The 20359-nt window shown below is 71.0% G+C and carries 19 protein-coding genes; 2 read left to right on the top strand and 17 right to left on the bottom strand.

Translation table 11 applies throughout. From position 1 onward, the window contains the following. Positions 1–32 precede the first annotated feature (32 nt). Positions 33–734: a type 1 glutamine amidotransferase gene (locus H7J06_RS16910; protein ID WP_264040153.1), complete on the top strand. Its 702-nt coding sequence runs from the start codon at positions 33–35 to the stop codon at positions 732–734. On the opposite strand, the gene H7J06_RS16905 is transcribed toward H7J06_RS16910, so the two are convergent. Next, positions 725–2080, bottom strand: a complete 1356-nt coding sequence (locus H7J06_RS16905) for a TIGR01777 family oxidoreductase (protein ID WP_264040151.1) — start codon at positions 2078–2080, stop codon at positions 725–727. The two genes, H7J06_RS16910 and H7J06_RS16905, sit on opposite strands and share 10 nt — an antisense overlap. A gap of 134 nt (positions 2081–2214) precedes the next feature. Here H7J06_RS16905 and H7J06_RS16900 point away from each other — a divergent pair, with 134 nt between their 5' ends. Beyond that, entirely contained in the window at positions 2215–2799 is a 585-nt protein-coding gene (locus tag H7J06_RS16900; RefSeq protein ID WP_372515329.1) for a phosphoribosyltransferase, read from the top strand. Here the strand turns inward: H7J06_RS16900 and H7J06_RS16895 are convergent. The 16 genes from H7J06_RS16895 to ftsL form a co-directional block, all read right to left on the bottom strand. Next, positions 2796–3173: a hypothetical protein gene (locus H7J06_RS16895; protein ID WP_264040150.1), complete on the bottom strand. Its 378-nt coding sequence runs from the start codon at positions 3171–3173 to the stop codon at positions 2796–2798. The genes H7J06_RS16900 and H7J06_RS16895 overlap by 4 nt on opposite strands. A 19-nt stretch (positions 3174–3192) precedes the next feature. Next, positions 3193–4014 carry a DivIVA-like cell division protein Wag31 gene (wag31, locus tag H7J06_RS16890; RefSeq protein WP_264040149.1) on the bottom strand — a complete coding sequence of 274 codons (822 nt, stop codon included), beginning with the start codon at positions 4012–4014 and terminating at the stop codon, positions 3193–3195. Between the two features lie 172 nt (positions 4015–4186). Next, entirely contained in the window at positions 4187–4471 is a 285-nt protein-coding gene (locus H7J06_RS16885) for a YggT family protein (RefSeq protein WP_264040148.1), read from the bottom strand. A gap of 93 nt (positions 4472–4564) precedes the next feature. Continuing rightward, a complete protein-coding gene (locus H7J06_RS16880; RefSeq protein ID WP_264040147.1) occupies positions 4565–5239 on the bottom strand; it encodes a cell division protein SepF in 675 nt (224 codons plus the stop codon). Between the two features lie 64 nt (positions 5240–5303). Further along, entirely contained in the window at positions 5304–6053 is a 750-nt protein-coding gene (locus H7J06_RS16875; RefSeq protein WP_264040146.1) for a YggS family pyridoxal phosphate-dependent enzyme, read from the bottom strand. After that, on the bottom strand, positions 6050–6757 hold the full coding sequence (gene pgeF, locus H7J06_RS16870; RefSeq protein ID WP_264040145.1) for a peptidoglycan editing factor PgeF: 708 nt from the start codon (positions 6755–6757) through the stop codon (positions 6050–6052). The genes H7J06_RS16875 and pgeF overlap by 4 nt, the downstream gene beginning before the upstream one ends. 35 nt (positions 6758–6792) lie before the next feature. Next, complete coding sequence (gene ftsZ / locus H7J06_RS16865) at positions 6793–7941, bottom strand: cell division protein FtsZ (RefSeq protein WP_264040144.1); 1149 nt, start codon at positions 7939–7941, stop codon at positions 6793–6795. Between the two features lie 145 nt (positions 7942–8086). Next, positions 8087–9052 (bottom strand): cell division protein FtsQ/DivIB, encoded by a 966-nt coding sequence (locus tag H7J06_RS16860; RefSeq protein ID WP_308205800.1) that lies wholly within the window; start codon positions 9050–9052, stop codon positions 8087–8089. Positions 9053–9054: 2 nt separating this feature from the next. Next, positions 9055–10506, bottom strand: a complete 1452-nt coding sequence (gene murC / locus H7J06_RS16855) for a UDP-N-acetylmuramate--L-alanine ligase (protein ID WP_264040143.1) — start codon at positions 10504–10506, stop codon at positions 9055–9057. Then, positions 10503–11669, bottom strand: a complete 1167-nt coding sequence (gene murG / locus H7J06_RS16850) for an undecaprenyldiphospho-muramoylpentapeptide beta-N-acetylglucosaminyltransferase (RefSeq protein WP_264040252.1) — start codon at positions 11667–11669, stop codon at positions 10503–10505. The genes murC and murG overlap by 4 nt, the downstream gene beginning before the upstream one ends. An 11-nt stretch (positions 11670–11680) precedes the next feature. Beyond that, complete coding sequence (ftsW, locus tag H7J06_RS16845; protein WP_264040141.1) at positions 11681–13249, bottom strand: putative lipid II flippase FtsW; 1569 nt, start codon at positions 13247–13249, stop codon at positions 11681–11683. A gap of 136 nt (positions 13250–13385) precedes the next feature. Next, positions 13386–14465 (bottom strand): phospho-N-acetylmuramoyl-pentapeptide-transferase, encoded by a 1080-nt coding sequence (gene mraY, locus H7J06_RS16840; protein WP_264040140.1) that lies wholly within the window; start codon positions 14463–14465, stop codon positions 13386–13388. Beyond that, positions 14462–15988: a UDP-N-acetylmuramoyl-tripeptide--D-alanyl-D-alanine ligase gene (locus H7J06_RS16835; RefSeq protein ID WP_264040139.1), complete on the bottom strand. Its 1527-nt coding sequence runs from the start codon at positions 15986–15988 to the stop codon at positions 14462–14464. Before H7J06_RS16835 ends, mraY begins: the two co-directional genes overlap by 4 nt. Next, positions 15985–17508 carry a UDP-N-acetylmuramoyl-L-alanyl-D-glutamate--2,6-diaminopimelate ligase gene (locus tag H7J06_RS16830; RefSeq protein WP_264040138.1) on the bottom strand — a complete coding sequence of 508 codons (1524 nt, stop codon included), beginning with the start codon at positions 17506–17508 and terminating at the stop codon, positions 15985–15987. The genes H7J06_RS16835 and H7J06_RS16830 overlap by 4 nt, the downstream gene beginning before the upstream one ends. A gap of 43 nt (positions 17509–17551) precedes the next feature. Next, positions 17552–19423 (bottom strand): peptidoglycan D,D-transpeptidase FtsI family protein, encoded by a 1872-nt coding sequence (locus H7J06_RS16825; protein WP_264040137.1) that lies wholly within the window; start codon positions 19421–19423, stop codon positions 17552–17554. Then, a partial coding sequence (gene ftsL, locus H7J06_RS16820) for a cell division protein FtsL (RefSeq protein WP_264040136.1) occupies positions 19420–20359 on the bottom strand: 940 nt, incomplete at its 5' end. The genes H7J06_RS16825 and ftsL, both read right to left, overlap by 4 nt.

Below are 20359 nucleotides of genomic sequence, written 5' to 3'. Positions count from 1 at the left end.
GAAGGCGGGGCACTCGCCCGTATCCTCTAGCGGTGGCGAAGACGGTGCTGTTCCTCTACAACGATCCCACTGCGCCCGAGGCGATGCTGGGAGACGCGTTCACCGAATGCGGTTACGACGTCACGACTTTCGAGGTCGTCACCGCCGCCCAGGCCGACGAGCCGGCGTTCGACGCGACGATGCCGGACCCGACCGCCTACGACGTGGTGGTCCCCCTCGGCTCACGGTGGGGGGTGAACGACGGGTTCGCGTGGATGGACTCGGAGGCGGCCATGGTGCGAGACGCGCACGCGGCCGGGGTCCCCATGCTCGGGGTGTGCTTCGGTGGTCAGCTCATCGCCCACGCCCTGGGCGGCTCGGTGACCCGATCGCCGGCACCCGAGGTCGGCTGGTTCGACGTCGACGCCTCGCGGACCGAATTGGTGCCCGGCGGGCCGTGGTTCGAGTGGCACTTCGACCGGTTCACCGTGCCGGCCGGTGCGGTGGAGATCGCCAGGAACTCCAACGCCTCCCAGGCGTTCGTGATGGGCGCCACGATGGGCCTGCAGTTCCATCCCGAGGTCGACGAGGGCCTGCTCGAGACGTGGCTGGCCGGCAACGGCGCCGACGAGTTGGCCGCGCTCGGCGTCGACGCCGACCGGTTGCGCACCGCCACCCGGGCCGAACTCGAGAACGCCACCAAGCGGGTGCACGCGCTCGTCCGGGCGTTCGTGGACGGGGTCGCTCAGGCCTGAGCGTGCCCCAGCTGGTGGGCCAGCGCGTCGCCGAGCACCGGCTGGCGGAATCGATGCCCCACCTTCTGCAACGTCACGGGCAGCACGCGCTGGTTGGCCTCGGCCAGTTCGCGGGCGCCCTGGCTGCCCAGCAGCAGCCGCGGGCCGAACGCCGGCACCGGCAGCAGCGCGGGGCGATGCATGGTGGCGGCCAGCACCGTGGTGTACTCCACGTTGCGCACCGGGTTCGGCGCCACCGCGTTCACCGGTCCGCTGAGGCGCTCGTCGTAGAGCGCGCGGTAGTACACGTCGACCAAGTCGTCGATGCCGATCCACGACAGCCACTGGTGGCCGCTGCCCAGCCGGCCGCCCAGACCGGCGGCGAACAGCGGACGCATCAGCTTGAGCGTGCCTCCGCGGGCGGCCTGCACGATGCCGGTGCGCACCGCCACCACGCGCCGTCCGGCGTCGGACGCAGGTGCGGTCGCGGCTTCCCAGTCGGCGACCACGTCGGCCAGGAAGCCGTCGCCGCGGGAGCTGTCCTCGTCGAGCGGGGTGTCCCCGCGGTCGTACCCGTAGAAGCCGATCGCCGAGGCGGTCACGAACGTCGGCGGACCGTCCGGACGGGCGGCGACCTCGGCGAGTTTGCGGGTCGGCTCGACGCGGCTGTCCCGGATCGCCGCGCGATGGGCGTCGGTGAAGCGGCCGGCGATCGACGTGCCGGCCAGGTGCACCACCGCGTCGGTGCCGTCCAACAGGTCGGCCGCGGGCGCATCGGGATCCCACCGGCGCTCGTCGGGGCCCTTGGCGGCGTGCCTGACCAGCCGGATCACCCGGTGTCCACCGCTGGTGAGCAGTGCCGTCAACGCCGAACCCACCAGCCCCGAGGCCCCAGTGACGGCGACGGTGATCGGGCCCAAGCCCGCCTCGGCGGCATCCCGGTGGGCGTCGAGGTCGTCGGCCAGTTGGCGGTGGCGGTACACGAAGGTGGACCGCAGCGCTGCCGCGGGGACCGGCGCCTCGACGCGGTCGTGCACCCGGGTGGCGTCCGGCCCCTCGGCGCTGAAGTCGTGCGTGTGGCGCCAGGTTCCGATGATCCGCGGCGGCCACGACCGCACGCCGTCGGAGGACAGCTGGTCGACGAAGCGGTGTGGCGGGTCGTAGTCGGCGGCCTCGTGCTGCGCGACCCACCGAAGTCCGGCCGGCAGGCCGAGCACCGCCCGCCCGTCGGCCACCGACGCCGTCTCGGCGACCACCGTCATCGGCTGCCACGGCGGCACCAGCCGTGGCATGGCGCCCGGCCGGGTGTGCCAGGCAAAGACCTCGTCCAACGGATGGTCGACCACGCTCTCGAACTCGATGCCCACGACATCCATTCGTAGCCGCCTCGGGGCCGGATTGCACGCCCGGCCTGGGCCCATCGGCCTACGATGCCGACATCTGGCCTTCAGCTGATCGCGCGTTCGAGGACCGCCACGCGGCGGGCAGAGTCCTCGCGGACATGCTGGCCGACCGCTGCGCGGGCCGCGACGTCGTGGTGCTCGGCCTGGCGCGGGGCGGCGTGCCGGTCGGGCTGGAGATCGCCGGTCGGCTCGGCGCCGAGCTCGACGCCTTCGTGGTCCGCAAGCTCGGTGCGCCGAAGTGGCCCGAGTTGGCGATGGGGGCGATCGCCAGCGGTGGCGGCATCGTCGTCAACGACCACGTGGTGCGACGCCTGGGGATCACCGACGCCGAACTGCGGGAGGTGGTCGAGGCCGAAACGCGGGAATTGTCGCGGCGGGAGGTGGCCTATCGCGGTCCGGCTCCGCCACCGCGGCTGGCGGACCGAACGGTGGTGCTGGTCGACGACGGCATCGCCACCGGGGCGACGATGCTGGCCGCGCTCAGAACGGTGCGCGCCGCCGGGCCGACGCGGGTGATCGTGGCGGTGCCGGTCGGACCGTCGTCGACGTTCGACCTGCTTCGGGGGGAGTGCGACGACGTCGTCGTCGCGACGGTGCCACGGCGCTTCGACGCCGTCGGGCAGGCATACGAGGACTTCCGCCAAGTGAGCGACGACGAGGTTCGCGCGGCCCTGAAACGCTAGTCGCGCTTGGCTTCTGGGGTCTCGTCGGGGGTGCCGTCGCCATTGCCCCCGTCACGGGCCTCGACGCCGACGGTCGACGGCTCGTGCTCGGGCTCGGCGGGGACGTCGGCGGGCTCGTCGGGATAGTCCTCCGCGGCTTCGGGATCCGTCACGGCCGGCATGACGGTCGTGGCGTCCTCCCCGTCGTCGTCTCCCTCGGCGTCGACGACGTCGGCGCTCTTCGACCGTTCGCGGAGCGCGTCGACGATGAGGAGCAGCACACCGATGACGCTGGCCCCGATGCACACCCAGGCGATCAGCTCGTTGCTGGTGACGACCGCGGTCACCAGGGCCGCAAGGCCGATGACGGCAAGGACGAGCGCAACGATGAGCATCAGTCAGCCAACCTACCGATCAGTTGTTGCCCCGGTTGAACTGGTTGAACCCGCCGCCGTCGTTGTTGGCGGTCGAGTCAACCGGTGCCGCCGAGCCACGTTGGCCCAGCTCTTCGAGCTGCGACTCGAGGTAGGTCTTGAGGCGCGTGCGGTATTCGCGCTCGAAGGTGCGCAGCTGCTCGAGCCGGCCTTCGAGAACGGTGCGCTGCTGGTTGATGGTGCCCATGATCTCGGTGTGCTTGCGCTCGGCGTCGGCCTGAAGGGCGTCGGCCTTCTCCTGCGCCTGCCGCAGCTGGGTCTCGGAGCGCGTCTGCGCGTCCGACAGCAGTGCGTCGGCGCGCGCCTTGGCCTCGGACACCGTGGTTTCGGCGGTCTGACGGGCCTCGTTGACCATCGCGTCGGCCTGCGCCCGCGCGTCGGCGAGCATCTTGTCGGACTCTGCCTTTGCGGTGCCGGTCAGACGGTCGGCCGTGTCCTGGGCCAGGCCGAGGATCTTCGCGGCCTTGATGTGCGAGTCCTCGCTCACGGGCGCAGCAGCGACCGGTTGCGGCGCCTCGTAGGCCGGTTGCGGGGGCGCGACTGGCTCCGGCTCGGGCTCGGGCTGCTGGTACTGCGGGATCGACTGGGTGGCCTGGACGCCGCTGCCGGAGCGGGCGCTCGAGAGGTCCTGGTCGAGCTCGGCGACCCGCTGACGGAGGTCGGCGTTCTCCTCGATGAGGCGGGTCAGTTCGTTCTCGACGAGATCGAGGAACGCGTCGACCTCGTCTTCGTTGTAACCGCGCTTGCCGATCGGCGGCTTGCTGAACGCGACGTTATGGACGTCGGCTGGTGTAAGCGGCATTGTCTGCCCCCTTGAGGTCTGGACCGTCAACCGGTGTCATATGAAAGCCATGTTGGAAGTAACTGGCGTCCATCCTGTCACAGTAGACCCGGCGGTTGCGGTTGAGGTCCAGTTTAAGAGCGAATTTCACAGTTCACGGGGCCGTCGGGGGTCCCCCGCCGGCTGGCTCGCGCTACTGGCTCCAGGCCAACTCCATGCCGATGAACGCGGCCAGGAGAAGCACCATGATCGACAGGTCGAAGCGCACCGCACCTATCGTGAGCTGGGGAATGATGCGGCGGAGCAACTTCACCGGCGGGTCGGTCACCGTCATGATGACCTCGAGGACGACGACCATGAAGCCTCGCGGACGCCAGTCCCTGGCGAACGAGCGCACGAATTCGACGACCACCCGCGCGATGAGGAGAAGCCAGAACGCGAACAGCACGAAGCCCAGGATGGAAAAGAACAGCGACAACTGCGCGACCTCACTCCAGGCGATGATGACATTGGATAGAGCTGGAACACGGGTCGAAGGAGGACCCGATCTACGACCAGCCTACCCAGGCCGTCACTGGTAGGCGTAGAAGCCGGCCTCGGCGATGCGCTTGCGCTCGTCGGCGGTCACGTCGACGTCGGCCGGCGACAGAAGGAAGACCTTCGTGGCGACCTTGTCGAAGGAACCGCGAAGGGCGAACGCCAGTCCGGCGGCGAAGTCGACCAGACGCTTGGCGTCGGCGTTGTCCATCGAGACCAGGTCCATGATCACGGGCGTGCCGTCGCGGAAGCGCTCGCCGATGGTGCGGGCCTCGCTGTAGTCCTTGGGACGAAGCGTGGTGATCTTCGCCAGCGGGCTGCCCGCCTCGAAGAGTTCGGCCATGCGGCGCGGTTCCATCGCGACGGCGCCGTGGGTGGCGCCACGCAGCGTGTTGAACCGGGGGCGCTCGAAGTCGCGACGGCCCCGGAAGGACGGCTCGTCGAGGTATCCGCCGCGGTAACCCGCTGGGGCACCGGCCATTTCGCGTTCGAACTCGCGTCCGCCGGGTCGGTCCATCCGGTCGTCGTAGCCGCGCGGCTCACCGGGGCGGGCGTCGTATCCGCGGCCCTCGTCCTCGAAGCGGTCCTCGCGGGCACGACGCGGGTAGGCGGCGCGCGACGTGCGGTCGTCGTCGTCGTAGTACTCGTCGTCGTAATCGTCCATCGGCGCCATACCGAAGTAGGCCTTGACCTTATGCAGTGTGCTCATCGGAGACCCTTCTGATGACGGAAATTCGTGTTGTCTGTGATGAAGATGTGACTGGAGTGACTACTCAGGGAGACGTTAGAGGACGTGCTCCCATAAGAGCGGTACCGACACGCACACACGTCGAGCCGTGTTTCACCGCCGTCTCGAGGTCACCGGACATACCCGCCGAGAGACCGAGACGCTGCTGGTAGAAGCCCTGTACCCGCTGCAGTTCGGCCTCTAAACGCACGAATGACTCCTCGGCGTCGGCGTGGAGCGGCGGGATGGCCATCAGCCCGACGAACTCGAGTCCCTCCGTGGCGTCGGTCAACGCGCACAGCTCGTCCACGAGGTCCGGTCGGGCGACGTCGACCCCGCCCCGATCGGGATCGCCGTCGAGGCTCACCTGCAGGTAGACCCGCAGCGGGTCCGTCCGCGTGCCGTCGGCCAGCGCCTCGGCCGCCGCGCGCCCCAACGCCTCGACGACGGCGGCGCGGTCCACCGAATGGGTGGCATACGCCCAACTCGCCACCGCGCGCGCCTTCTTGCGCTGGATGCTGCCGATCATGTGCCAGCGCACCGCGGGCAGCGACTCCTCCGCCGACAGCGCGGCCAGGTCGGCGATCTTGCGGGACGCCTCCTGTTCGCGCGATTCGCCGAAGGCGTCGCAGCCGAGGCGCACCAGGTCGACCACGTCGGACGTCGGGAAGAACTTCGTCACGGGCAGCAATTCGATCTCGGATGCGTCGCGACCCGCCGCCGCCGCGGCGTCGTCGACCCGTTTTCTCAGCGCCGCAAGGGATTCGGCGAGCTCGGTGGCGCGGGCTGACGTCATTGCATCCACACCAGGGAGGCGAGGCGTCCGGTGGGCGCGCTGCGGCGGTGGCTGAACAGGTTCGGGTCCTCGACCGTGCAGCGCGGGTCGACGCCGATCGAGGTGATGCCGAGTTCGGTCAGCTGGCGGGCGATCCCGGACCGCAGATCCAAGCCCGCGGTCCCGCGGGCGGTGGTGGTCCGGCTGCCCGGCAGTGCCGCCTCGACATCGGCGGCCATGTCGTCGGGCACCTCGTAGTTGCGACCGCTCACCGCCGGGCCGAGCAGCACCGAGACGTCCTCGACGTGGGCGCCGTGGGCCAGCATGACCTCGACGGCCCGCGCGACGACGCCCAGCTTGGCGCCCGCCCGACCGGCGTGCACGGCCGCGACGACGCCGGCGTGCGGGTCGGACAACAGGACGGGCACGCAGTCCGCGGTCACCACTGCCAACGCCAACCCGGGCCGGGTCGTCACCAGCCCGTCGGCGTCGTCGACTGCCCCTTCGACCGGTCCGTCCACCACGACGACGCGGTCGCCGTGAACCTGATTCATCCAGACGACGCCGTCGGGGCCGAGCCCGGTCGTCTCGGCGAGCCGGGCCCGGTTGGCCGCCACCGCGGCCGGGTCGTCACCGACGTGGTCGCCCAGGTTGAACGTGTCGAATGGCGGAGCCGAGGCGCCACCGGCCCTCGTCGTGGTCACACATCGGATGCGTCGGGTCACGCTGCCCAGTATCCCGGCCCTCGGGAACGGCCCGATCAGTGACGCATGAAGGGCGGCACGTCGACGTCGTCGTCGTCGTCCCCACCGCCGCCGATGCTGACCGTCGCTCCGTTGGTGTGCACGGGCACGCTCGCCGGGTCCGGATCGAACGCCGACGGCGGCCGCAGCTTGCCCGACGTGCCCGAGGCGACCGACGGCCCGCTGACGCCGGCGCCCAGGACGGGCTTGCGGCTGGGTCCGGCGGCGTCGAAGCCCGCGGCGATGACCGTGACGCGCACTTCGTCGCCGAGCGAGTCGTCGATCACGGTGCCGAAGATGATGTTGGCCTCGGGGTGGGCGGAGTCTTGGACCAGCGACGCCGCCTCGTTGATCTCGAAGAGACCGAGGTCGCTGCCGCCGGCCACCGACAGCAGCACGCCGAGCGCACCCTCCATGGACGCCTCGAGCAGCGGGGAGTTGATGGCCATCTCGGCGGCCTTGAGGGCACGTCCGTCGCCGCGCGCCGAGCCGATGCCCATCAGCGCCGTGCCCGCCCCGGACATCACGCCCTTGACGTCGGCGAAGTCGACGTTGATGAGACCGGGGGTGGTGATCAGGTCGGTGATGCCCTGCACGCCGTTGAGCAGCACCTCGTCGGCGCTGCGGAACGCGTCCATCAGCGAGACCGCGGCGTCACCCATCTGCAGCAGCCGGTCGTTGGGGATCACGATGAGCGTGTCGCAGCTCTCGCGCAGGGCCGCGATGCCCGCCTCGGCCTGGTTCGACCGGCGCTTGCCCTCGAAGGAGAACGGCCGCGTGACCACGCCGACGGTCAGCGCCCCGAGCTTGCGGGCGATCGTCGCGACGACGGGAGCGCCACCGGTGCCGGTGCCGCCGCCCTCGCCCGCGGTGACGAAGACCATGTCGGCGCCGCGCAGCAGCTCCTCGATGTCGTCCTTGGCGTCGTCGGCGGCCTTGCGTCCGACCTCGGGGTCGGCGCCGGCGCCGAGGCCGCGGGTGGAGTCCCGGCCGACGTCGAGCTTGACGTCGGCGTCGCTCATCAACAGCGCCTGCGCGTCGGTGTTGATGGCGATGAACTCAACGCCCTTGAGTCCTTGCTCGATCATCCGGTTGACGGCGTTGACGCCGCCGCCACCGATGCCGACCACCTTTATTACTGCGAGATAGTTGTGCGGGGGTGTCATCGGTAGTCTTCCTCCTGGGCCAACCCTCAACCTCAACCATAGGCTTAGAGTTATGTCAAGTAGTTTCGCAAACAGAACGGTAGGGCGAGCACGCGAGGTATCCGTGCAGGCGCGCCGCGACACGCCGCGGAAGTTTCCGCGCGGCCTACTTGACCGTCGGAAGGTCCGGGCTCGACAGGTCGTAGGTGGTCCCCGGCTGTGTCAGCAGCGCACCCAACTTCAGCGCCTTCTCGTCGGTGCGCTCGGTGGTCCCCCAGATCACCTGGCGACCGTCGAACAGGGTCAGGGTGATCGACGCGACCGACGGCGCCGCGATGCGACTCACCTGCGAGGCCACCTCCGGACGCAGCGCGGTGAGCACCTGCAGCGCCGCCAGTGTCGGGAGGTCGGTGGGCCCCGGCGTGTCGGCGTCCAGATACGGCAGCCCGGGAGGCGGTGGCGCCGTGGCGAAGTCGACGCCGTCGCGGTCGAAGAGATGCGAGCCGTCGGGATAGTCCTTGACCACCACCGGAACCCGCTCGACGATGGTGATCCGCAGGGTCGACGGATACTCGCGCTGCACCCGGGCGCTGGCGACCCGTCGAATGGTCGCGACCCGGTCGGCGACCGTGTCGGTGTCGATCTGCAGGAGTGGCGTGTCCGCGGGGACCGCGGCCGCCTGCTCGACCTCGTCCTGCGTCAGCGTGACCAGGCCGGTGATCGCCATGACGCGAGCCGACATGATGGGCGTGAAGTAGAGCAGCAGCCCGGCGCCGACCACCAGCACGCTGATCAACGCCGACCACATCAGCGCCTTGAGTCCCCTGATCAAACCCCGGGCGGACGGCTTCGGTTCGTCGACCGGGCGGCCGGCGACTCGTCGCTTGGCCTCACGCCGGGCGTTCTCGATGGCCGTCGCGCGCTCCTGCGCCGCGCGCCGCTCCTCGCGCTCTCGCCTTGCGCGTCGCCGGGGACCCTCGAAGTCGGCCCCGTCGTCGGGCCCGTCGTCGGTCCTGGCGACCCCGTCACCGGGAACGTCGTCGGGAACGTCACCGACGACGTCGTCGGAGAGCTCGCCCGGGACGGCACCGTCGTCGGCGGCGACGTCCGGTTCGTCGGTGGGGCCGGTCACGGCTACCGCGCCCCCGGCGCGCCACGTTCGGCGCGCTGCGCGAGCGCGGCCAGGATCTCCCCACCGAGCATGGTCACGTCGCCGGCACCCATCGTCACCACGACGTCACCCGGTGCCGCCGACGCCGCCACCAGATCCGCCACCGCGGAGAAGTCCGGGACGTATCGCACGGGGACGCTGACGTGTTCGGCGACGCTGGCGCCGCTGACACCGGCGACGGGTTGCTCCCTGGCGGCGTAGACGTCGAGCACGAACACCTCGTCGGCGACGCTCAGCGCCTGCCCGAACTCACGGGCGAAGGTCGCCGTCCGCGTGTAGAGGTGTGGCTGGAACACCACGATCGAGCGACCGTGGCCGGCGACGGCCCGCAGTGCCTCCAACGTCGCGCGCACCTCGGTGGGATGGTGGGCGTAGTCGTCGAACACCCGCACCCCCGCCGACGTCCCGACCGACTCGAACCGGCGGCGGACGCCCTCGAACGCGGCCAGCCCGTCGAGCACCGTCACCGCGTCGGCACCCGCCTCCGTCGCCGCCAGCAGCGCCGCGAGCGCGTTGAGCGCCATGTGCCTGCCCGGCACCGCCAACCGCATGCCCCGGGGCTGAGACTCCCCCGCCAGCTGCACGGTCGACACGCTTCCGGTGCCCTGCTGCTGCCAATTCATCAGTGCGCCAGCAAGATTGGTGACGTCAGCTGTACCGTCGACGCTGCCGTAGCGCAGCACGCGAACCCCCGTCGCCGCCGCACGTTCGGCGAGGGCCGCCGCACCGGGGTCGTCGACGCAGACCACCAGCGCGCCACCGGGACGCAAGCGGGCGACGAACTCGTCGAACACCGCGCAGTAGGCCTCGACACTGCCGAAGAAGTCCAGGTGATCGGCCTCGACGTTGGTGACCACCGCGACGTCTGGGGTGTATTCGAGCAGGGAGCCGTCGCTCTCGTCGGCCTCGGCGACGAAGCACTCGCCGCTGCCGTGGTGCGCGTTGGTGCCCGCCTCGCCGAGGTCGCCGCCCACGGCGAAGGACGGGTCGAACCCGCTGCGCTGCAACGCCACGATGACCATCGACGTGGTCGTGGTCTTGCCGTGCGTGCCGGTCACCATGACCGTGGTGTAGCCGTCCATCAACCGGGCGAGCACCTCGGGCCGGAGGATGACCGGGATGCCGCGGCGCCGGGCTTCGACGAGTTCGGGGTTGTCCTTGGGGATCGCCGCGTGCGTGCTGACGACGACCGTCGGGCCCCCGGGCAGCATGTCCAGCGCCGACGCGTCGTGCCCGATCCTGACCTGGGCCCCGCGGGCGCGTAGCGCGGCCACCCCGCGCGACTCCTTCGCGTCCGATCCCGACACCAGGCCGCCACGGTCCAGCAGGATGCGGGCGACACCGGACATCCCCGCGCCGCCGATGCCGACCATGTGCACCCGTTGCAACGCCGGCGGTAGTTCCCGCGGATTCATCGTGCCCCCCGGTTCTCGGCGACCACCTGCAGCGCCACCTCGGCGACCCGGCGCGCGGCGTCCCGATGCCCCGCCAGCGTGGCGGCCGCCGTCATGGCCGTCAACCGCGGCGGATCCGCCAGCAGCACGCGCACGGTCTCGGTGATGAACTCGGGCGTCAGATCCGCGTCGGCGATCAGCAGGCCGCCGCCGGCGCCGACCACGGGCAGCGCGTTGAGCCGCTGCTCGCCGTTGCCGATGGGCAGCGGGACGTACACCGCGGGCAGGCCCACCGCGGTCACCTCGGCGACCGTCATCGCGCCCGACCGGCAGATGACCAGGTCGGCGGCCGCATAGGCCAGGTCCATCCGGCTGAGGTAGGGCACCGCCACGTAGGGCCGGTCGCCGACCGCCGGAACGCGCAGCTGCAAGACGTTCTTGGGGCCGTGCGCGTGCAGCACCGCGATGCCCGCGGCAGCGAGGTCGTCGGCCGCACCGGAGACGGCCCGGTTCAGGGACTGCGCGCCCTGAGAGCCACCGAACACCAGCAGCACCCGGTCGTCGTCGGCGAAGCCGAAGTGCGCCCTGGCCTCGGCGCGCAACGCCATCCGGTCCAGGGACGTGATGGTCTCGCGCACGGGGACGCCGACCACCTCGACGCGCCTGCCGAGTCCGGGATCGGGGGTGGCGGCCAGGACGCGCCGCGCCGAGCGGGCGCCGACGCGATTGGCCCAGCCGGCGCGCGCGTTCGCCTCGTGGATGACGACGGGCACGACGGCCCGCCGCGAGGCTCCACCGCGGGCCGCCAAGTAGGCGGGCAGGGCGACGTAGCCGCCGAAGCCGATCACGACGTCGGCGCGGACCTCGTCCAGGATCGCCCGCGTCTGACGGACCGCCGAGCGGACCCGTAGCGGGAGCCTGACCAGGTCGCCGGACGGCTTGCGGGGAAACGGAACCGGGGTGATGAGCTCGAGGTCGTAGCCGCGCTCGGGGACCAGCCGCGTCTCGAGGCCGCGCGCCGTCCCCAGGGCGGTGATCCGCACGGTCGGGTCCAGCGCGACCAGGGCGTCGGCGACGGCCATCGCGGGCTCGATGTGTCCCGCGGTGCCGCCACCGGCAAGCACGACGGACACGACTCCCCCGTCGCTGCGCTCTTGCCCGCCGGACACTGCACCGCGAGGGATATCAGGGTTGCTCACCCGTAACGCTGACCTTCCAGAGGGCGAGCCCGTCGACTCGGCTGACGCTGACGGTCTCCATGATGCCCTGCGCCCCTTGCCGTCCGACCGGCCGGCTCCGCCGAGGTGCGTCTGCGATCCTCGGCGGGTTTGCGGACCGGCTTCGGGTTGCCCTTCGACTTCACCTTCGGGCTGGCCTTGGCCTTGACCTTCGGCTTGGGCTTCTTGGGGCCGGCCTTCGGCTGTGCCTTGGGGGGCGACGGCTTGTCGGGTCGCGTCCGCAGCCGGTCGCGCGCCGACTCGAGACGGGTCGGCACGTAGGGCTCGGGCAACGGCAGTCGCAGCAGTCGGTTGAACCGGTCCTCGCGGCCGGCGCGCAGCGCGGCGACCGCCTCCGGTTCGTGCCGTGCCGCGTTGGTGATGATGCCCAACATGAACAGCGTTGTCGCCGTGGACGTTCCGCCGGCAGAGATCAGCGGAAGCTGCAGGCCGGTCACGGGCAGAAGGCCGACGACGTAGCCGACGTTGATGAACGCCTGGCCCAACACCCAGAGGGTGGTCGTGGCGGTGAGCAGCCGCAAGAACGGATCCGCGGAGCGCCGCGCGATGCGCATGCCGGTGTAGGCGAATAGACCGAACAGGCACAGCAGCCCCACGGCGCCGACGAATCCGAGTTCCTCCCCGATGATGGCGAAGATGAAGTCGTTGTGGGCGTTGGGCAAATAGTTCCACTTGGCGGTGCCTTGGCCGAGCCCGTCGCCGAAGATGCCGCCGTTGGCCAGGGCGTAACGGGCTTGGCGCGACTGGTAGCCCGAGCCCTGCATGTCGGCACCGGGGTTCAACCACGACTGCACCCGGTCGGAGCGGTAGCCGGCCGACATGGCCAGGATGCCCGCGGCCACCACGATGGCCAGCAGCGAGCTCATGAAGATCCGCAGCGGCAGACCGGCGTACCACAGCAGGCCCAGCAGGATGATGCCGAGCGAGACGGTCTGACCGAGGTCGGGCTGCAGCACGATCAGCATCAAAGCCACCAGGGCGCCGGGCACCAACGGGAACAGCATCTCGCGCACCGACGCACGTTCCATCCGGCGCGCGGCCAGCAGGTGCGCGCCCCAGATGGCGAAGGCGATCTTGGCGAGCTCCGACGGCTGCATCGAGAAGCCGGCGACGACGAACCATCCGCGAGAACCGTTGGACTCCTTGCCGATGCCCGGGATGAGAACCAGGATCAGCAGGATGATCGTGAAGATGAAGCCGGGGAACGCCACCTTGCGCATGAATGCCACCGGCGTGCGCAGCGCGACGTAGAAGGCGACCAGGCCGACGACGGTCCACAGAACCTGCTTGGCGAAGATCGCCCACGGGGAGCCGTCCTCGTCGTAGGAGTGCACCCCCGACGCGGACAGCACCATGATCAGCCCGAGCGTGACGAGCAGGGCGGCGACGGCGATGACGAGGTGGAACGACGTCATGGGTCGCCCGAGCCAGGCGCCGAAACGAGTGCGTGGAACGGCGTCGGCGGCGGCGGCGTTCCCGGCGTGGGGTTTGCTGCGCCGCAGTCTGGCGAAGACGTCGGTGGCCATGGTCAGCGTGCCACGTTCGTCACATGAGTCACATTTGCAACAGTAAGCTCATTTGTCCCTGGCACCCCAGAATCCTCCCCCGTCACAGGCCGAGGTGGGTGGACATCCGACGCGTGTCGCGGAAGTCGAGACCCGGTTACGCGCCGACGGAGGCGAGCCACTCGCCGTAGAACAGGGCCACCCCGAGACCGCACGCAATGGCCGTGAGCAGCCAAAACCTGATGATCACCGTGGTCTCGGCCCAGCCCACCAGCTCGAAGTGGTGGTGGAACGGCGCCATCCGGAACACCCGGCGGCCCGTCGTCCGGAACGCCAGGATCTGCACGACCACGGAGGTGACCTCGGCCACGAACAGCGCGCCGAGGACGATGGCCAGCATCTCGGTGCGGCTGGTGACCGACAGCCCCGCGATGATCCCGCCGAGGGCAAGCGACCCGGTGTCGCCCATGAAGATCTTCGCCGGGGCGGCGTTCCACCACAGGAACCCGATGCAGGCACCCGCCGTGGCGGCCGCGACCAACGCCAGGTCCAGTGGATCCCGCACGTTGTAGCACCCCAGGCCGGGACTGAACGCACACGCGTTGCGGAACTGCCAGAACGTGATGATCACGTAGGCCGCGGTCACCATCGCCATCGCTCCGGCCGCCAGACCGTCGAGACCGTCGGTGAAGTTCACTGCGTTCGACCAGGCGCTGACCAGCACGACGCAGAACAGCACGAAGACCGCAGGCGCCAGCGTCACGGTCGCGATCTCACGGACGTAGGACAGCTCCGGGCTACCCGGGGTCAGACCGTCGTCGTTGCGGAACTGCAGGACCAGCACGCCGAAGAGCACCGCGGCGAGCAGCTGGCCGACGGTCTTCGCGGTCTTGTTCAGGCCCAGGTTTCGGGAGCGCCGGATCTTGATCAGGTCGTCGACGAAGCCCACCGCGCCCAGCGCCGTCGCCAACCCGAGCACCAGCAGGCCGGAGGCCGACGGACCCTCGCCGTCCAGGGCCAGGCCCACCAGGTGCGTTCCGAGGTATCCGGCCCAGATGCCCGCCAGGATCGCGACGCCGCCCATCGACGGCGTGCCCCGCTTCTTGTGGTGACTGGGCGGGCCGTCCTCGCGGATCTCGTGCCCGAAGCCCTGGCGTGTGAACACGCGGATCAGGGCGGGGGTCAACAGGATCGACACCGTCAACGCGATGCCGACCGCGATGAGTATCTGTCTCATGCCGGCGCGTCCCCGGTGACGTCCCCCGAGTCGCCGCGCTCCATCAGCGCATCGGCCAACGCGGCCAGACCCGCGGACTTCGAGGCCTTCACCAACACCACGTCGTCGGCCCGCAGTTCCTCGCGGAGGAGCGCCAGGGCGGCGTCGACGTCGTCGACCATGACGGACTCACTGCCCCATGACCCCTCCATCACCGCCCCGTGGTGCATGGCGCTCATTGATCTCCCGGTTCCGACGACGACCAGTCGAGACACATCTAAGCGCACCGCCAGTCGACCGATGCTGTCATGCTCGGCGATCGCGTCGTCGCCGAGTTCGCCCATCTCGCCGAGGACCGCCCAACTCCGACGGCGTTCGGCGCCGGGTTCGGACCCGCCGCGAGCCATCCAGGCCAGTGCCTTGAGGCCGGCGCGCATCGAATCCGGGTTGGCGTTGTAGGCGTCGTTGACGATGGTCACGCCGTCGGCGCGGGTGCCGACCTGCATCCGGTGCCGCGAGACGGGCCCGGCCGCGGCCAGTGCGTCGCGCACCTGCTCGAGCGTGGCGCCGCACTCCAGCGCCACCGCCGCCGCCGACAGCGCGTTGGACACCTGGTGGTCGCCGTGCACGGCGAGCGGCACCTCGATCTGCCCGCCTGCGGCGTGCAGGGTGAAGCGCGCCCTGGCCAGCTCGTCGAGGACGACGTCGCCGGCCCAGACGTCGGCACCCGAGGAGCGGCCGACGCGGATCACGCGGGCGGCGGTCAGCTCGGCCATGGCGGCCACCGCCGGATCGTCGGCGTTGAGGATCACCACGCCCGACGCTGGAACCGCTTGCGGCAGTTCGGCCTTCGTCGCGGCGATGGCTTCCCGCGAGCCGAACTCGCCGAGGTGGGCGGTGCCGACGTTGAGCACCACCGCGATCGACGGCGGGGCGATCCGCGCCAGCGCCGCGATGTTGCCGGGGTGGCGCGCCGACATCTCCAGAATCAGGTAGTCAGTGTCGGTGGTCGCGCGGAGCACCGTCCACGGATGTCCGAGTTCGTTGTTGAACGACCCGGGCGGTGCGACGACGGAGCCGAGGGGCTCCAGCACGGCGGCCAGCAGATCCTTGGTGGACGTCTTGCCCGACGACCCGGTGACCCCGACGACGACGAGCCCGCCGGCGACCAGTTCGGCGGCGACGGCGGCGGCCAACGTGGCGAGCGCCGCCAGCACCGCCGCACCCGACCCGTCGGAGTCGAACTCGAGCACGCTGGCACCGGAGTCCACCGGGACGGCGTCGGGCCGCACCACGACGGCGGGCACTCCGACCGGGCGGGCGGCCAGCACGCCGACCGCCCCGGCCGCGACGGCGCCCGCGGCGAAGTCGTGTCCGTCGGACCGTGCTCCGGGCAACGCCAAGAACAGCCCGCCCGGAGTGACGGCGCGCGAGTCGAACTCGACGGAGCCGGTGACGACGAGCGCCTCGGCTTCCTCGGGTGAGACGTCGGCCAACTCACCGCCGACGATCTCGGCGATCTGGGCCAGCGTCATCTCGATCACGGTGTCACTCCGAGGGCGTGCAGGGCGCGAGCCAGCTCGTCGCGGTCGTCGAAGGGCCGGGTCTGGCCGTGACTGGTCTGACCCGCCTCGTGACCCTTGCCCGCCACCAGCACGACGTCGCCCTGCGCGGCCCACGCGACGGCGAAGTCGATGGCCGCCGCCCGGTCGCCGATCTCCTCGACCATGGCGGCACCGCCGGTCGCACCGGCGACGACGGCTGCCCTGATGTCGGCGGGGTCCTCGTCGCGGGGGTTGTCGTCGGTGACGACGACGAGGTCGGCCAGCTCGGCGGCCACCTGACCCATCGGGCCCCGCTTGCCGGGGTCGCGATTGCCACCGGCCCCGACGACCACCGCGATGCGGCCGCGGGTTTGGGCGCGCAGCGTCTCGAGCACCGCGCGCAGCGCACCGGGCTTGTGCGCGTAGTCGACCACGGCGAGGAAGTCCTGGCCGCAGTCGACCGGCTGAAGCCGACCGGGCACGGTCGCGGTCCGCAGCCCAGGTGCCGCCTGTTCGGGCGACACCCCCACCGCGTCAAGGAGTGCCACGGCCAGAAGGGTGTTGGCGACGTTGAAGTGTCCGGGCAGACCGATCCGGAGCCGGTGGGGTACGCCCGCCGGGTCGACCACGACGAACTCCTGTCCCCCGCCGTCGAGGGTCCGCACGTCCTCGGCGCGCCAGTCGGCGGCGTGGCCCGCGGCGCTCACCGTGACCGGCCGCTCGGCACGGGCGGCGATGGCCCGGCCACCGTCGTCGTCGACGCACACGACGGACACGTCGGCATGCGTCGGCGACCGGGGCTCGAACAGTCGCGCCTTGGCGTCGAGGTAGTCCTCCATCGTGGGATGGAAGTCGAGGTGGTCCCGGGACAGGTTGGTGAAACCACCCACCGCGAAGTGGACGGCGTCGACCCGACCCAGCGTCAACGCGTGGCTGGACACCTCCATCACCGCGGTGTCGATCCCCCGCTCCAGCATCACCGCGAACAGAGCCTGCAGATCGGGAGCCTCCGGGGTGGTCAACGCGCTGGGCTCGTCGCGACCGTCTATGCGGATGCCGACCGAGCCGACGAGACCGGTCACCCGGCCGGCAGCCCGCAGCCCCGCCTCCACCAGATAGGTGGTGGTGGTCTTGCCGGACGTACCCGTCACCCCGATGACGCGCATGTGTTCCGAGGGCCTGCCGTAGACGGCGGCCGCGACGTCTCCGAGCACCGTCCGTGGCGCAGGATGGACCAGCACGGGCGTCGTCGTCGGGACCCCCGTCACCTGGGCGCCCGCCTCGTCGGTCAACACCGCGACGGCGCCCTGACGCACGGCGTCCGCGGCGAACGTCGCACCGTGCGAGTGGGCGCCGGGCAACGCGGCGAACAGGTCGCCGGGCTGGACGTCCTGGCTGCGCAGCGTCACCCCGGTGACGCGCGGCGACGTGGGGCCCTCGCCGCCCCGCAGGTCGGCGTGCACGCGCTCGGCCAATGCGGCGACGTCGTCACCGACGGGACTCGAGGGACGCAAGTTCATGGCCATGACACCTTAGCGGCCGCGTCGCGGCCGACGTCTCCGCTCAGCCCTGCAGGACCAGTGGCGGACCCGGGTCGGGCGAGAGCGGCACGTTCTCCCGCTGCAACAGCCACGCCGACAGGTTGTGGATCAGCGGCGCCGCCGTCGTGCCCGGCGAACCGTCGGCGGTGCGGTGCGGGTTGTCCATCATCACGCCCACCACGTAGCGGGGGTCGTCTGCCGGCACCATCGCGGCGAAGGTGATCCAGTAGACGTCGTCGAAGTAGCAGCCGCACGCCGGGTTGATCTGCTGGGCCGTGCCCGTCTTGCCCGCGATTTGGTACCCCTGCACCGCGGCGCCCGAACCCGTGCCCTGCTGCACACCGGTCGGATCCTTCTGAATGGTGGCGCGCAACATGTTTCGCACGGTCTGCGCCGTTCCCGGGTTCACCACGCGGATGCCTTCCGGCCGTGGCTCCTCGGTCCTGGTGCCGTCCGCGGCGATGGTGGCCTTGATGATGCGCGGCGGCATGCGGACGCCGTCGTTGGCGATGGTTTGGTACATCCCGGTCATCTGCAACAGCGTCATCGAAAGACCCTGTCCGATGGGCAGGTTGGCGAACGAGCTGCCCGACCACTGGTCGATGGGGGGCACCAGGCCCGCGCTCTCGCCGGGCAGCCCGACGCCGGTGCGCTGGCCGAGGCCGAACTTGTCGAGCATCTGCGCGTAGCGCTCCGGGCCGATCCGCTGGGCCAGCATCAGCGTTCCCACGTTGGAGGACTTCCCGAAGACGCCGGTGGTGGTGTACGGCATGACGCCGTGGGCCCACGCGTCCCGCACGGTGACGCCGCCCATGTCGATCGACCCCGGTACCTGGAGCACCTCGTCGGGGTTGGTGAGGTCGTTCTCGATCGCCGTCGACGCGGTGATGATCTTGTTTACCGAGCCCGGCTCGAAGGGCGAGGACACCGACGGGTTGCCCAGTTGGCGGTCGTCCTGCCGGCCGATGTCCTGGCTGGGGTCGAAGGTGTCGTTGTTCGCCATGGCCAGCACCTCGCCGGTCTTGGCGTCCAGCACCACGGCCGAGACCGACTTGGCACCCGAGAGGTTCTTGGCCTGCTGCACTTGCTGTTGGGTGAAGAACTGGATGTCGTCGTCGAGGGTGAGCTGCACCGTCGAGCCGTTGACCGCGTCGTGGCGGTTGCGGTAGCTGCCGGGGATCACGACGCCGTCGGACCCGCGGTCGTAGGTGACCGATCCGTCGGTGCCCGCCAGCTTCGAGTCGAGCGAGTCCTCCAGGCCGAGCAGTCCGTGTCCGTCCCAGTCGATGCCGCCGACGATGTTCGCCGCCAGGGACCCGCCCGGGTACTGGCGGATGTCCTGGCGCTCCGCGCCCACCTCCGGGTACTTGCTGATGATGGCGTCGGCGATCGCCGGGTCGACGGCACGCGCCAGGTAGACGAAGGAGTCCTTGCCGGCCAGCTTCTTGTACAGGGTGTCGGCGTCGGGCTTGTTGTTCAGTAGGCCCGCCACGCCCTTGGCGATCTCGCGGAGCCGCTTGACCGGTTCGGGTGCGTCGGGCTTCTTGGCCTGGGCTTCGACGAGCTGTTTCTGAATCTTGGTGGGCTGGAACGTCAGTGCGCGTGCCTCGGTGGTGAAGGCCAGCTTGTCGTCGTTGCGGTCGACGATGCTGCCGCGCACCGCCGCCTCGACGTCGGTGACCTTGAGTTGGCTGGCCGCCTCGGCCCGCAGGCCGGCCGCGCGCGGCACCTGCAGCATGAACAGCTGACCCGCGGCGAGGAGCAGGACGACGAGCATCACGCCGTTGCCCATGCGACTCCGGAACGCGAAGGAGGCGCTGCGCAGCCCGTCGTCGGCGACGGGTTTGCGGATGCGGCGCTCGTTGGCGGGATGTGGCGTACCGGGGCGGCTCATGCGGGGGCTCCGGGTGCGGGGACGGGGGCGGCTGGGGCAGCCGGTGCGGCGGGATCCACGGGCACCGGGCCCGGCAGCGCAGGCGCCTGCGGTGAGTCGAGCTGCGGCGCGGTGGCGTCGAGCGGCGCGGCAGGCAGCGGTGTCGGCCCCGGCAGCTGTGGGTTCGGGACGGCGGCAAGCGGAGCCTGCCCCGGTACGACGGGCACGACCGGGGCTCCCGCAACGGGTACCTCGGGGTTGGTCGCCGCGGCTCCCGCCGCCGGCAGGTGCACCGCCACCTCGCGGGGGTCGACGACGCGCGGGGCCGGGGCCACGGGCGCGGGCGGCGCCGGCGTCGTCGGCTCGGGCAGCGGGCTGTTGAGCGGCGGCGGTTGCACGCCCTCGGCCGGCTTGGGGGTGCCGACGACCACCCAGTTGCCGGTGGCGTCCTGCACCAGGTGCGCGGTGTCCCGGGAGGGAATCATGCCGAGGTTTCGGGCCGCCTCGGCCAGTGCGGGCGCGGCCTGCGCCTCGAGGACGTCGCGCTCGAGACCGTCCTTCTGCTGCATCAGCGCCTGGTTGACCTGGCGGGCGCGGCCCAGTTCGTAGGACCGCTCGGCGGCGTCGGTCGACAGCCACAGCGTGACGCCGAGGCCGACTCCCAGCGCGCCGATCACCAGCACCACGAAGGGCACCCTGGTGACGAACCTGCGGGGGTCGAGGTCGATCGACGACAGCCGGACGAGCAGGCGCTCCCGAAGTGGCGGGCGTACGACCTTGGGGGCCTTGGCCTTGCGAGCCTTGGCCCGGGCCTTGGCCTGGGCGGCATTCTTGGGGCGCACCGGGCCGTCGGCGGGGCGCGGCATGGGTCCGGTGTGCGGCCGCGAGGTGTCGGGGCGCTGCTCACGGGTGGTCCGGCGGCCACGCGGCGGCGCGTCGACCTGGCGCCGCTGGGCG

Origin of the sequence: Mycolicibacterium hodleri (assembly GCF_025822245.1) — a bacterium.
GTDB classification, from domain to species: Bacteria; Actinomycetota; Actinomycetes; order Mycobacteriales; family Mycobacteriaceae; genus Mycobacterium; species Mycobacterium hodleri.
Note: the sequence above shows the minus strand (reverse complement) of the source record. Positions and strands in the feature narration are given on the sequence as shown.